Raw genomic sequence first — 13,484 nt, forward strand, 5'->3', positions numbered from 1 at the left:
CCATGGGATTCAAGCGCAGGGAGTTCCTCGGGCTGGCGGCGGGCGTAGCCGTGGGCGCGGCGGCGGGCCCCGCCGCCTGGGAGGCCGCGCGCGACCTCTCCCGCATGAGCCAGGACATGCCCGGGCTGCCTGGGCTTTCACGTTCCGTGGTCCGCCAGACGACCACCGTCAGCCTTGCCTGCCCATCAGGCATGGGCGTCTCGGTGCTCACCGTGGACGGCAAGCCGATGCTCGTGCGGGGCAATCCCGGCCATCCCCTGAGTCAGGGCGCGATCACCCCCCCCGCCCAGGCCGAAGCCTACCGCCTGCACGATCCCTCCCGCATCCGGGGACCGCTTCTGAAAAACGCTTCGGGGGAGTTCGAGCCCGTGTCCTGGGCCCAAGCCCTGGACACGCTGGCCGAGAGGATTTCGCAGGCCCAGGGGAGCGTGCTGGCCGTGGGACCGGCCCGGGAAGGCACGCTCACGGACCTGCTGGCCGTCTTCATGGAGCGCTTCGGGCCGGACGGGCATTTCACCATGCCGAGCGAGGCGGCCGCTGCCCGGGCGGCTGTGGCCCTGATGGGCGGATCGGGGCAGCCGGGATACGACCTGGACAACGCTCCAGGGTTGGTGCTTCTGGGCGCGGACGCCTTCGAATCCATGCCCGCCTCCCCCCGCTTCCGCAAAGCCTGGTCCGGCCGGGAGGGCGCCTATTCGGCCTTTTTCGGCCCGGTGCGCGGCGCCTCGGCGTCCCTGTGCCGCCAGTGGCATCCCCTGCCCGCAGGCCAGGAGGCCGCCCTGGCCATGGGGCTGGCCTGGCACCTGGCCGACTTGGGGCGTATCACCGGCAAGGCTCCGGACCTGGTCGATTTCATCGCCCTGGCGCGAGCCCGATTCGGGCCGGAGGAGATCCGCCGCCTGACCGGTCTGGCTCCCGAGACCATGCGCCGCGCGGCCTCGGAGGTCGCCTCGGGAGCGCTGCCCGTGCCCGGCTCGCCCTGCGGCGAAGGGCTGGGGCTGGCCCCGATGGTGGCCGGGCTGGCCCTCTCGGTGATGACCGGGCGGGTGAACAGGCCCGGCGGCATATACCTGAACAAGTCCGGCGGGGAAGGGTGGTCGCCCGCGCTTGAGGTGACGGTCCCGCACGACGCCCCGACCGTTGCGTCTCAGAAAGCCGCCCCGGCCAAGGCGTCGCCGTCCGAAGCCGTGGCCGCCGGGAGCGGGAGCGCCTGGGACCATCCCGGCCCCTGGCTGTCCCGGCTCACGCCTGCGATGATCCGGAGCCTGGACCTTTCCGGCCGGTTCAAGGACGTCGCCCTGGGGCTGCGTTCCGCTCCGGATGTGCTCCTGCTGGTGGAATCCGATCCGGCTGCCTGTCTCCCCGAGGCGCAACTGGCCGCGCGGGCCGTGGGGCAGGCCAGGTTCAAGGCCGCTTTCACCGCGCGCATGAACGCCTCGGCGCGCCTGTGCGACCTCATTCTGCCCGCACCCATGCCGCTGGAGCGCTGGGACGACGTCTCAACTCCCTACGGGCTGGCCTTCGCCTGCTACGGATTGGCCCGGCCCATCGCGCGGTCCCTGGCCGACGCGCGCCATCCCGGGGACGTCCTCCTGGACATCGCGGAGCGTCTGGGGCGGCCGCTCGGGATATCCTCTTTCCGTCAAGCCTTGCGCGAGCGTTCGGCCCGCCTGGAGGCGGGCAAGGGATACGTGGCGCGCTCGGTGCCGCCGTGGAAGGTCCTGGCAGGGGAGCCGCGCCCCGCGCCCGAGGCCGACCTGTGGCGGGGGCTCCTGGACGGCCAGCTGTGGGTGGCCGCCGGGCACGAAAAGGCCGAGCTCGCCTGTGGAGCGAAATTCCTGGCCGAGGTCCTGGCCCCTGAGGCCGTGGACCTGGGCGCGCCGCTTGTTCTCGCGCCCCAGGCCAGCCAGCGGACCACGGGTGGGGGGGACGGGGTGCTCGTGCAATCCTTGACCGCCCTCGCTCCGCGCTGGATCACGGGAATATTGGACTCGCTCCCCCCCGGACATGGCGGAGCGCCCGCTGGAGCCTCCGGCAATGCGGTCCGGCCGGGAGTTTCCGTGGCGCGGATCAACGCCGCAACCGCCCTCAAGGCGCGGGTGAAGCCGGGCGACAGGGTGAAGCTCGCAGGGGCCTTCGGCCACCTGGAGGCCGTGGTGGCTCTGGACGAATCGGTCATGGACGGCCACGCCGCCATGCTTTTGGGCCTTGGTGAGGGAATCGGCGGCAACGTCCGGAGCGCCCTGTCCACGCTGCCCGAGCCGGGGACCGGCCTGCAGGCTTGGGCGGGATGCCGGGTCACGGTGGAGCGCCTATGAGAGCCGCCATGGCGGGCGCCTGCCGCCTCCAGTATTTTCCAAGCCTGCGCATCAGGGGAGGGCGGACATGAACGCCGTGACCTGGGGCATGGTCGTCGACCTGGACCGCTGCACCGGCTGCGGGGTCTGCGTCAGCGCCTGCCGTCTGGAGAACAATATTCCTCCCGCCGCAGCGCAGGGCCGACCATCCGACTGGATCACGGTCGAGCCCCGCGACAACGCCAGGGCATTTCCGGAATCCGAAGCGGTCTTTCTGCCCAAGCCCTGCATGCACTGCGGCAAGCCGCCTTGCGTGAAAGCCTGCCCCGTGGGAGCCACGGTGAAGAGCGGGCAGGGGGGCATCGTGAGCCAGAACTACGCCCGCTGCATCGGCTGCCGGGCCTGCATGAAGGCCTGCCCCTACGGCGTGCGCCGCTTCACCTGGACGGATCCGTCCTGGCCGCGCGGACTGGAGGAGGCGCTTACGCCGTATGCCTCGGTGCGGCCCAAGGGCGTAGTGGAGAAGTGCACCTTGTGCTCGCACCGGCTGCTGCTCTTCGGGGCGCAGGGCTATACGACGGCCTGCGCCGAGGCCTGCCCCACGGGGGCCATCAGGTTCGGGGACGTGGAGAAGCTGCGCCAGGGGCTGGACGCGTTCGTTCTGCTGCCCAGGGAGACGACAGCGCCACAGGTGTTCTACGTGACCAGGCGGGCCTGGATGCGGGAGAAGCCGGAATGATCCGCCGTGGTCTGCCTTGGATGGCCGCCCTGGCCCTTGGCGTGCTGGGCTGGTTCGCCATGATGCCGGTCTGGACCCAGGGGCTCGGGCTGTGCGCCCTGGACGGCGACGGACAGCCCGGCCTGTGGCTGGCGGCGGCCAAGATGGCGTTGGCACTAGGGGGAGGCTTCTTCATCCTCAGGGGGCTTGTCGCGCTGGACAAGGACTCGGTTTTCACGTCCGCCTTGCCGCGCAGCCATGCTTTCGGGATGGGGTTGTACGTGGCAGCCCTGATCCTAGCGCTGGCCATGGCAGGTCAGCCGCTCAGATCCTGGTTTCTTCTGGAGTTGAGCCGAAATAATCCAACGCACCCGCTGGTATGGATCGGTTGCTCTTTCGTGGCATGTCTTGCGACTCTTCTTACGGGGGGCGGGGCGAGAGGCTTCCTTCGCCGCACGGCGGCCGCAATAGGGTGCTTGGCGTTTCTGCTTCTGGCGTCGCAGCTTGGCGGCCTGGGTTCAATGGCGGCTGTTCTGGGCGGGGTGTCCTTCCATGCGTTGACAAGCCGGGGCGTTATTCCCCTGGCGGCCAGGTGGAAGCTCCTGCGGTCGGCGGGCTATCTTGGTGCGCTGGTGGTTTTGATGTCCTCAGGCTCCCAGGTGCAGAAAGCTGTCTGTGCGGGAGTTTTGGGAGTGGTGCTTCTTGTTGCGCTTGGGTGGAAGCACAAGCCCCGGTTCGTGCCCTGGGCCGAGGCCGCTTGTTGCCTGGGAGTGGTGGCGATCAACCTCCCCGTGGCCAACGAACGCCTTATGGCCCCCACCGCGCAGGATTGGCTGGTCCTGGCCTTCGCCCTGGGATGCGGATTTTTCGCAGCCATGATCAGGTGTTGCGTGAAATGCTCGCCTCAGGCCGCGCCGGACGACCCGAAATAATTCGACGAATTCATTTCCGGCGCTTGACAAGGACGCATTCCTCTGTCAGTTAGCCCGTCGCTCTTTGAGTTTGGAAGGGACTTTCCGAAAGGGCAAAAAGTCCTTGCGTTACCCTGCAGTTTGGGCTAATCCTCCCCGTCTTGGCGGCTGGCGTAGCTCAACTGGTAGAGCAGCTGATTTGTAATCAGCAGGTTGCGGGTTCAAGTCCCTTCGCCAGCTCCAGGGAAAATTTGGTGGGGTTCCCGAGTGGCCAAAGGGAACAGACTGTAAATCTGTCGGCGTCAGCCTTCGGTGGTTCAAATCCACCCCCCACCACCACTTGATACGAGAATGAAGCGCAGGAGATGGGAGACCGTCGTTCGGACTGCGGATAAGACGCGGGAATAGCTCAATTGGCTAGAGCATCAGCCTTCCAAGCTGAGGGTTGCGGGTTCGAGTCCCGTTTCCCGCTCCACGTCGCATCCCACCGGCCTCGCTTCTTGAAGAAGGCCCACGTAGCTCAGTAGGTAGAGCACTTCCTTGGTAAGGAAGAGGTCACCGGTTCGAATCCGGTCGTGGGCTCCATAAATTTTTCTTATAAAACAACTGGCGGCAGCCACACACTGAACGACCATTTGAGGGGGATTACCATGGGTAAGGCCAAATTCGAGCGCACCAAGCCGCACGTCAACATCGGCACCATCGGTCACATCGACCATGGCAAGACCACGCTGACCGCCGCCATCACCAAGCTGTCGCACCTGCGCGGCTTCGGCGAGTACGTGGCCTTCGACCAGATCGACAAGGCTCCCGAGGAAAAAGAGCGCGGCATCACCATCGCCACCGCTCACGTGGAATACCAGACCGCCACGCGCCACTACGCGCACGTGGACTGCCCCGGCCACGCCGACTACATCAAGAACATGATCACCGGCGCTGCCCAGATGGACGGCGCGATCCTGGTGGTCGCGGCCACCGACGGCCCCATGCCCCAGACCCGTGAGCACATCCTGCTCGCCCGTCAGGTCGGCGTGCCCCACCTGGTGGTGTTCTTGAACAAGGTCGACCTGGTGGACGATCCCGAGCTGCTGGAACTGGTCGAGCTGGAAGTGCGCGAGCTGCTGACCAAGTACGGCTACCCCGGCGACGACATCCCGGTGATTCAGGGTTCCGCCCTGAAGGGCCTGGAGTCCGACGATCCCAAGAGCGCCGATGCCGCTCCCATCTACGCGCTGCTCGACGCCTGCGACTCCTACTTCCCCGAGCCGCAGCGCGACATCGACAAGCCGTTCCTGATGCCCATCGAGGACGTGTTCTCCATCTCCGGCCGCGGCACCGTGGTGACCGGTCGTGTGGAGCGCGGCGTGATCAAGGTCGGCGAGGAAGTGGAAATCGTGGGCATCAAGGCGTCCACCAAGACCACCTGCACCGGCGTCGAAATGTTCCGCAAGCTTCTGGACCAGGGCCAGGCCGGCGACAACGTGGGCGTGCTGCTGCGCGGCATCAAGCGCGAGGACGTGGAGCGCGGCCAGGTTCTGGCCAAGCCCGGTTCCATCACCCCGCACAAGAAGTACAAGGCCGAGGTGTACGTCCTGACCAAGGAAGAGGGCGGCCGCCACACCCCGTTCTTCTCCGGGTACCGCCCGCAGTTTTACTTCCGCACCACCGACGTCACCGGCGTGGTGACCCTCAACGAAGGCGTTGAGATGGTCATGCCCGGCGACAACGCCACCTTCAACGTCGAGCTCATCGCCCCCATCGCCATGGAAATCGGTCTGCGCTTCGCCATCCGCGAAGGCGGCCGCACCGTCGGCGCGGGCGTCGTGACCGAAATCGTGGAGTAACATATGCGCTTGAACATCATCTTGCAGTGCACCGAGTGCAAGCGCAAGAACTACGCGACCGAGAAGAACAAGAAGAATACGACCGGCCGCCTCGAAGTGAAGAAGTATTGTCCCTGGGACAAGAAGCACACCGTTCACCGCGAAGCGAAATAACCGGGTTGTATAACGCAGGGCAGTAGCTCCAACGGCAGAGCATCGGACTCCAAATCCGAGGGTTGTGGGTTCGAATCCCTCCTGCCCTGCCATATTTCTGGTAGGCACACACATGGCCACGAAGAAGGGAAAATCCGGCGAAGCGGCGGAGATTGAAGTCTCCGCCGCCTCCTCGGTCAAGGGCAAGGTCGAGGAACTCAAAGAGTTCTTCGAACTGTCCAAGGTGGAGATCAAGAAGGTCACCTGGCCCACCCGCAAGGAGACCATGGTAACCTCGGTGGCCGTGGTCGTCCTGGTGGTCGTGATGACCATATTCCTGGGCGTCGTGGACCTTGGGCTTTCCAAACTGATCGAGTTCGTCCTGTCATGACCGAAAACACGAACGACACTCTTCCGGACAGCCAGACCAAGTCCCGTTGGTTCATCGTCCACACCTATTCCGGTTTCGAGAACCGGGTGGAGCAGACCATACGCGAGATGATGCGTACCGGTCAGGACGACGGAGCCATCGAGGAAGTGGTCGTGCCCACGGAAAAGGTCATCGAACTGGTCAAGGGCGAGAAAAGGACCTCCACCAGAAAGTTCTACCCCGGGTACGTCATGATCAAGATGGTCATGAACGACGCCTCCTGGCACCTGGTGCAGGAGATTCCCCGGGTCACGGGGTTCGTCGGCGGCAAGAACCGCCCGACCCCCATGCGCGATTCCGAAGCCGAGCGCGTGCTCTCCATGATGGAAAGCCGCCAGGAACAGCCCCGTCCCAAGTTCCATTTCGACCGCGGGGACGAGGTGCGGGTCATCGACGGCCCGTTCGGCGGGTTCAACGCCCTGGTCGAGGACGTGAACTACGACAAGGGCAAGCTCAAGGTCTCCGTGTCCATCTTCGGCCGCCAGACCCCCGTCGAGCTCGATTTCGTTCAGGTGACAAAAAACTAGCGGACCGACAAGTCCGTTGATCGATGAAAGGACGACACTACCATGGCTAAGAAGGAAGTCGCCAAAATCAAGCTGCAGCTCCCCGCCGGCAAGGCCAACCCCTCGCCTCCGGTGGGCCCGGCCCTGGGCCAGCACGGCGTGAACATCATGGAGTTCTGCAAGGCGTACAACGCCAAGACGCAGGACCAGATCGGAATGACCATCCCCGTGGTCATCACCGTGTACGCCGACCGCTCCTTCAGCTTCATCACCAAGACCCCGCCCGCCTCGGTGCTGCTCGTCAAGGCCGCCAAGGTCGAGAAGGGCTCCGGAGAGCCCAACAAGAACAAGGTGGGCAAGGTGACCAAGGCCCAGATCGAAGAGATCGCCAAGCTCAAGATGCAGGATATGACCGCCAAAGACCTGGACGCCGCCATGAATACCATCATGGGGACTGCTCGCAGCATGGGTCTGGACGTGGTGAGCTAGAAGGAAACACACCATGCCCAAGCACGGAAAGAAATACCGCAACGCTGTTGAAGGAATCGACCAGGCCGCCAAGCTCGAACTGGCCGACGCCGTGAAGATGGCCATCCAGGCCGGCCCCGCCAAGTTCGACGAGACCGTGGACGTGGCCATGTGCCTGGGTGTCGATCCCAAATACTCCGACCAGATGGTGCGCGGCGCCGTCACCCTGCCTCACGGCCTGGGCAAGACCATCCGCGTGGCCGTCTTCTGCAAGGGCGACAAAGCCGCCGAAGCCACAGCCGCCGGTGCCGACATCGTGGGCGCCGAGGACCTGGTCGAACAGATCCAGGGCGGCATGCTCAACTTCGACAAGGCCGTGGCCACCCCGGACATGATGGCCCTGGTCGGCAAGATCGGGCGCGTTCTCGGCCCCCGCGGCCTCATGCCCAACGCCAAGACCGGCACCGTGACCATGAACGTCACCGACGCGGTCAAGGAACTCAAGGCCGGCCGCGTGGAGTTCAAGGTCGACAAGGCCGGCGTGCTCCACGCCCCCCTGGGCAAGAAGAGCTTCGGTCCCGAGAAGATCCTGGACAACTTCAAGGCTCTTCTGGACGCCGTGATCAGGCTTAAGCCCAGCGCCGCCAAGGGGACCTATCTGAAGTCCCTGGCCGTGGCCACCACCATGGGCCCCGGCTTCAAGATCGACCCGGCTGAAGTGAAGAAGTTCCTGGAAGGCTAGTTTTTAGAAATCGTTTTTCCGGAAGTAAGTCAAAGAAAGCGGGTGGGCATGTTGCCCTTAATTTCCCGCCGAGGCATGACGCTTTGGCTTGCTTCCACCTTATAACCGTTGGAGGAGGCAGACCTTGCAAACTCGCGAAGAGAAAGCCGAGATCATTGAGAGAATCAAAGATCGGGCCGGACGTGCGAGCATTGCCGTGGTCACCGATTTCAAGGGCTTGACGGTGGAAGAAGTGACCGGCCTGCGTGTGAAGCTGCGCGAAAGCGGAGTGGATTACCAGGTGGTCAAGAACACCCTGGCCCGGATCGCGTTGACTGACGGCCCGCACGACTCAATCAAGGACAAGTTCAAAGAGCAATGCGCCGTTGCCTTCGGGTATGAAGACCCGGTTGCGGCCGCAAAAGCCTTGGTGGACTACGCCAAGGTGAACAAGAAGTTCGTCATTCGCTTTGCCAGCCTGCAGGGCAAGGTGATCGACGAGAACGGCGTCAAGGCCCTGTCCACCATGCCCAGCAAGCCTCAGCTGCTGGCCCAGGTGCTCGGAACCATGAACGCAGTTCCCACCAACTTCGTGTCCGTCCTGGCCAACGTCATGCGTGGCGTGCTCAACGTGCTGACGGCCCTGAAAGACAAAAAAGAAGCCGCTTAAGCCAAAGCGTACTCAAGGAGAAGACCACATGTCCATCACCAAAGAGCAAGTTGTCGATTTCATTTCCAATATGACCGTGCTTGAGCTCTCAGAGTTCATCAAGGAACTCGAAGAGAAGTTCGGCGTCTCCGCCGCCGCCCCCATGGCCGCCATGCCCATGATGGCCATGCCCGGCGCTGGCGAAGCCGCTGCCGAAGTCGAGGAGAAGACCGAGTTCGACGTGGTCCTCACCGGCGCCGGCGGCAACAAGATCAACGTGATCAAAGTCGTGCGCGCTCTCACCGGCCTGGGCCTCAAGGAAGCCAAGGACAAGGTCGACGCCCTGCCCTCCGTCATCAAGGAAGGCGTGGCCAAGGCTGATGCCGAGGATGCCAAGAAGCAGCTCGAGGAAGCCGGCGCCACTTGCGAAATTAAGTAACTTGTTGCAAGGTACTTCATCGACGCCGAAAGAGCGCACCCCCCGCCAAGGGGGGAGTGCGCTCTTTCGTGCTTTCATTTATAATCCCGTAGAAATCCAATCATTTCAGCGGGTTGACATATAGGGCGGCGAGGCCCAGGCCAGCCCGGCACCACCCCGGGACACCAACGTGAAGGCCGCCGGCATCACCCGGCGGGTCAACACCACTTCTTCTCTTCGAGGAAAAAATGGCCCAGTTGATCAAGAGTTTCGGCAAGGTCGACGATTCCGTCACCATCCCCCATCTTCTCAACCTGCAGGTAGACTCCTTTGAGCTCTTCCTGCAGCGCGACATTGCTCCCGCCTCGCGCGCCGACGCCGGCCTCGAGGGCGTGTTCCGTTCCGTCTTTCCCATCGAGGACTTCAACAAGACCGCCAGCCTCGAATACGTCAACTACGAGATCGGCGAGCCCAAGTACGACGTTCCCGAATGCATCTCCAAGGGCCTGACCTTCGAGGCCCCGCTGCGCATCAAGGTCCGCCTCGTGGTCTACGACGTGGACGAGGAGACCGAGAACCGCACCATCCGCGACATCAAGGAACAGGTGATCTATTTCGGCACCGTCCCCCTGATGACCGAGAAGGGCACCTTCATCATCAACGGCACCGAGCGGGTCATCGTCAACCAGCTCCAGCGCTCCCCCGGCATCATCTTCGAGCACGATTCCGGAAAGACCCACACTTCGCGCAAAGTGCTGTACTCCTGCCGCATCATTCCCATGCGCGGCTCCTGGCTCGACTTCGACTTCGACCACAAGGACATCCTCTACGTCCGCATCGACCGCCGCAGGAAAATGCCCGCCACGATCCTGCTCAAGGCCATGGGGATGTCCAAGACTGATATCCTTTCCTATTTCTACGACATCGAGCACTACAGCCTGGAAGGCTCCAAGGTCCTGCGCGAGATCAAGCCCGAGTTCTACCGCAAGGAAAAGGCCTGGGCCGACGTGTCCGGCTCCGACGGCAAGCTCATCGTGGGCGTGGACAAGCCCATCACCAAGCGCGCCTGGCGTCTCATGCAGGAAGCGGGCATCTCCAAGATCGAAGTGGACCCCGCGTCCCTGGCCGGACTCTTCATTTCCCAAGACTACGCCGACAAGGAGACCGGGGAACTCATCGCCGAGGCCGGCGACGAGCTGACCGTGGAGCTTCTGGAACGCCTGCGCGAGCAGGGCGTCGAGTCCATCGCCACCCTGTTCACCCGGGGCATGGACGTGTCCAGCTCGCTGCGCGACACCCTGATGCTCGACAAGACCCTGGACCAGTCCGCCGCTCAGGTGGAGATTTACCGTCGCCTGCGCCCGAGCTCCCCTCCGACCCCGGAGATCGCCGCCAACTTCTTCGAGAACCTGTTCCGCAGCGCCGACTACTACGACCTCTCCCCCGTGGGACGCTACAAGCTGAACGCGCGCCTTCGCGTGAGCGAACCCCTGGACTTCAGGACCCTCTCCAACGAGGACATCCTGAAGGCCATGAAGCATCTACTGTTCCTGAAGGACTCCCACGGCCCGGCCGACGACATCGACCACCTGGGCAACCGCCGCGTGCGCCCCGTGGGCGAGCTGGTGGAGAACCAGTACCGCATCGGCTTGGTGCGCATGGAGCGGGCCATCAAGGAGCGCATGAGCCTGCAGGAAGTGGCCACGCTCATGCCCCACGACCTGATCAACCCCAAGCCCGTGGCCGCGGTCCTCAAGGAGTTCTTCGGAACCTCCCAGCTGTCGCAGTTCATGGACCAGACCAACCCGCTCTCGGAAGTCACCCACAAGCGCCGCCTCTCGGCCCTTGGCCCCGGCGGCCTGACCCGCGAGCGCGCCGGCTTCGAGGTGCGCGACGTGCACACCTCGCACTACGGCCGCATCTGCCCCATCGAGACGCCTGAAGGCCCGAACATCGGCCTCATCGTCTCCCTGACCACCTACTCCAAGGTGAACGATTTCGGTTTCATCGAGACGCCCTACCGGGTGGTCAAGGGGAACCACGTCACCGACGAAGTGGTCTACATGGACGCCTCGCGCGAGATCGATGAAGTTGTCGCCGCCGCAAGCACCGAGCTTGACGAAAACAACAACTTCAAGACCCCGTTCGTGTCCGGACGCATCCGCGGCGACCAGCTTTCGGTTCCCATCGAGCAGGTCACCCTCATGGACGTGTCCCCGGGCCAGATCGTGTCCGTGTCCGCGGCGCTGATCCCCTTCCTGGAACACGACGACGCCAACCGCGCGCTCATGGGCTCCAACATGCAGCGCCAGGCCGTGCCCCTCATCCGTTGCGACCAGCCCCTGGTGGGCACCGGCATGGAAGGCGCGGTGGCCCAGGACTCCGGCTCGTGCCTGCTGGCCGAGGAAAACGGCGTGGTCCACTACGCCGACGGCGAGCGCATCATCGTGCGCTACGAAAACGGCGTGTCGCCCGAGTCCGGCGGAGTCAAGGCGTACGAACTGCTCAAGTTCCACAAGTCCAACCAGAACACCTGCTTCGGCCAGCAGCCCCGCGTGCTGGTCAACCAGAAGGTGAAGAAGGGCGACGTCCTGGCCGACGGCCCGGGCATCCGCGACGGCGAGCTTGCCCTGGGCAAGAACCTGCTGGTCGCCTTCATGCCCTGGTGCGGCTTCAACTTCGAGGACTCCATCCTCATCTCCGAGCGCGTGGTGAAGGAAGACGTCTTCACCTCCATGCATATCGAGGAGTTCGAAGTCGTGGCCCGGGACACCAAGCTCGGACCCGAGGAAATCACCCGGGACATCCCCAACGTCGGCGAGGAGATGCTCAAGAACCTCGACGAGTGCGGTATCATCCGCATCGGCGCCAAGGTGAAGCCCGAGGACATCCTCGTCGGCAAGATCACTCCCAAGGGCGAGACGCAGCTGACCCCCGAGGAAAAGCTCCTCAGGGCCATCTTCGGCGACAAGGCCCGCGACGTGAAAAACACGTCCCTCAAGGTGCCGCCGGGCATCGAGGGCACGGTCATCGACGTGCGGGTGTTCAACCGCCGCTCCGGCGAGAAGGACGACCGCACCAAGCAGATCGAGGACGCCGAGCTCAACAAGATCGACGTCAAGGAAACCCTGCACATTGCCGGCATCGCCGAGCAGACCCGGGCCAAGATCTGGGAGTTCGCCCAGGGCAAGTCCATCGGGCAGTCGCTCATGGGCAAGAAGAAGGGCGAGGTGCTGGTCGAGGCCGGGCACCCCATTACGGCCGAGATCTTCGAGACCGTGCCGGTGAAGAAGCTGGCCAACTTGTTCGCGTCCAAGGACGTCAACGACAAGGTGGCCGACATCCTGGAAGCCTACGAGCGCCAGCTGGTGTTCGTGCGCGGCATCTACGAGTCCAAGCGCGGCAAGGCCGTGGAAGGCGACGATCTGCCCCCGGGCGTGATCAAGATGGTCAAGGTGTACGTGGCCGTGAAGCGCAAGCTCCAGGTCGGCGACAAGATGGCCGGCCGCCACGGCAACAAGGGCGTCGTGTCGTGCATCCTGCCCGCCGAGGACATGCCGTTCTTCGAGGACGGCACCCCCATGGACATCGTGCTGAACCCCCTGGGCGTGCCTTCGCGTATGAACATCGGCCAGATCATGGAGACCCACCTGGGCTGGGCCGCCAAGGAGCTCGGCACGCAGCTGTCGAACATGGTGGACCAGGGCCTGCACACCAAGGACCTGCGCGAGCAGGTGAAACTCACCTTCGAGTCCCCGCTTACCGACAAGCTGGTGGACGAGTTGGATGACGACGAGTTCGTCACCGCCGTCAAGAAGCTGCGCAGCGGCATCGTGTGCAAGACCCCGGTGTTCGACGGCGCCAGCGAAGAGGAAATCTGGGGATGGCTCACCAAGGCCGGACTCCCCGAGGACGGCAAGGCCAAGCTCTACGACGGCCGCACCGGCGAGCGTTTCCACCGCACCGTCACCGTGGGCATCATGTACATGCTGAAGCTGCACCACCTGGTGGACGAGAAGATACACGCCCGTTCCACCGGCCCCTACTCGCTGGTGACGCAGCAGCCCCTGGGCGGCAAGGCCCAGTTCGGCGGCCAGCGTCTGGGCGAGATGGAAGTGTGGGCGCTGGAAGCCTACGGCGCTTCGTACCTCCTGCAGGAGTTCCTCACGGTCAAGTCCGACGACGTGGGCGGACGCGTGAAGATGTACGAGAAGATCGTCAAGGGCGACAACTTCCTGGAAGCCGGGCTCCCCGAGTCCTTCAACGTTCTGGTCAAGGAGCTCATGAGCCTCGGCCTGGACGTGGACCTGATCCAGGAAGAGAAGAAGGTCAAAGCCACCACCCGGCGCTAGCCGGTTCGACATAAAGACGAGAAAACGGACGACCCACA

The 13,484-nt window shown here is 64.1% G+C and carries 12 protein-coding genes and 5 tRNA genes; all 17 read left to right on the forward strand.

The window, feature by feature from the left end; translation table 11 throughout:
- Positions 1–2: 2 nt before the first annotated feature.
- The gene (locus ML540_RS17760) at positions 3–2,318 is read left to right on the forward strand and encodes a molybdopterin-dependent oxidoreductase (RefSeq protein ID WP_279343229.1); all 2,316 of its coding nucleotides are present in this window, start codon (positions 3–5) and stop codon (positions 2,316–2,318) included.
- 67 nt (positions 2,319–2,385) lie between these two features.
- A complete protein-coding gene (locus tag ML540_RS05545; RefSeq protein WP_243359156.1) occupies positions 2,386–3,036 on the forward strand; it encodes a 4Fe-4S dicluster domain-containing protein in 651 nt (216 codons plus the stop codon).
- The gene (locus ML540_RS05550; RefSeq protein ID WP_243359157.1) at positions 3,033–3,947 is read left to right on the forward strand and encodes a hypothetical protein; all 915 of its coding nucleotides are present in this window, start codon (positions 3,033–3,035) and stop codon (positions 3,945–3,947) included. The genes ML540_RS05545 and ML540_RS05550 overlap by 4 nt, the downstream gene beginning before the upstream one ends.
- A 146-nt stretch (positions 3,948–4,093) precedes the next feature.
- A tRNA-Thr gene (locus ML540_RS05555) sits at positions 4,094–4,169 on the forward strand.
- Positions 4,170–4,179: 10 nt separating this feature from the next.
- Positions 4,180–4,265 (forward strand) — tRNA-Tyr (locus tag ML540_RS05560).
- Positions 4,266–4,324: 59 nt separating this feature from the next.
- A tRNA-Gly gene (locus ML540_RS05565) sits at positions 4,325–4,401 on the forward strand.
- A gap of 34 nt (positions 4,402–4,435) precedes the next feature.
- Positions 4,436–4,511 (forward strand) — tRNA-Thr (locus tag ML540_RS05570).
- A gap of 65 nt (positions 4,512–4,576) precedes the next feature.
- Positions 4,577–5,770 carry an elongation factor Tu gene (gene tuf, locus ML540_RS05575; RefSeq protein ID WP_243359159.1) on the forward strand — a complete coding sequence of 398 codons (1,194 nt, stop codon included), beginning with the start codon at positions 4,577–4,579 and terminating at the stop codon, positions 5,768–5,770.
- 3 nt (positions 5,771–5,773) lie between these two features.
- Positions 5,774–5,923: a 50S ribosomal protein L33 gene (gene rpmG, locus ML540_RS05580; RefSeq protein ID WP_173087255.1), complete on the forward strand. Its 150-nt coding sequence runs from the start codon at positions 5,774–5,776 to the stop codon at positions 5,921–5,923.
- A 16-nt stretch (positions 5,924–5,939) separates the two neighbouring features.
- Positions 5,940–6,015: transfer RNA gene (locus ML540_RS05585), tRNA-Trp, on the forward strand.
- 20 nt (positions 6,016–6,035) lie between these two features.
- On the forward strand, positions 6,036–6,293 hold the full coding sequence (gene secE, locus ML540_RS05590; protein WP_243359163.1) for a preprotein translocase subunit SecE: 258 nt from the start codon (positions 6,036–6,038) through the stop codon (positions 6,291–6,293).
- The gene (gene nusG, locus ML540_RS05595; RefSeq protein ID WP_243359165.1) at positions 6,290–6,859 is read left to right on the forward strand and encodes a transcription termination/antitermination protein NusG; all 570 of its coding nucleotides are present in this window, start codon (positions 6,290–6,292) and stop codon (positions 6,857–6,859) included. Before secE ends, nusG begins: the two co-directional genes overlap by 4 nt.
- Before the next feature lie 42 nt (positions 6,860–6,901).
- On the forward strand, positions 6,902–7,327 hold the full coding sequence (gene rplK / locus ML540_RS05600) for a 50S ribosomal protein L11 (RefSeq protein ID WP_243359167.1): 426 nt from the start codon (positions 6,902–6,904) through the stop codon (positions 7,325–7,327).
- Between the two features lie 13 nt (positions 7,328–7,340).
- Entirely contained in the window at positions 7,341–8,048 is a 708-nt protein-coding gene (gene rplA / locus ML540_RS05605) for a 50S ribosomal protein L1 (protein WP_243359169.1), read from the forward strand.
- 124 nt (positions 8,049–8,172) lie between these two features.
- Positions 8,173–8,697 carry a 50S ribosomal protein L10 gene (rplJ, locus tag ML540_RS05610; RefSeq protein ID WP_243359174.1) on the forward strand — a complete coding sequence of 175 codons (525 nt, stop codon included), beginning with the start codon at positions 8,173–8,175 and terminating at the stop codon, positions 8,695–8,697.
- A gap of 28 nt (positions 8,698–8,725) precedes the next feature.
- A complete protein-coding gene (rplL, locus tag ML540_RS05615; protein WP_243359176.1) occupies positions 8,726–9,115 on the forward strand; it encodes a 50S ribosomal protein L7/L12 in 390 nt (129 codons plus the stop codon).
- 227 nt (positions 9,116–9,342) lie between these two features.
- Positions 9,343–13,446 (forward strand): DNA-directed RNA polymerase subunit beta, encoded by a 4,104-nt coding sequence (rpoB, locus tag ML540_RS05620; protein ID WP_243359178.1) that lies wholly within the window; start codon positions 9,343–9,345, stop codon positions 13,444–13,446.
- Positions 13,447–13,484: the final 38 nt, after the last annotated feature.

The organism is Fundidesulfovibrio terrae (assembly GCF_022808915.1).
Classification (GTDB): Bacteria; Desulfobacterota; Desulfovibrionia; order Desulfovibrionales; family Desulfovibrionaceae; genus Fundidesulfovibrio; species Fundidesulfovibrio terrae.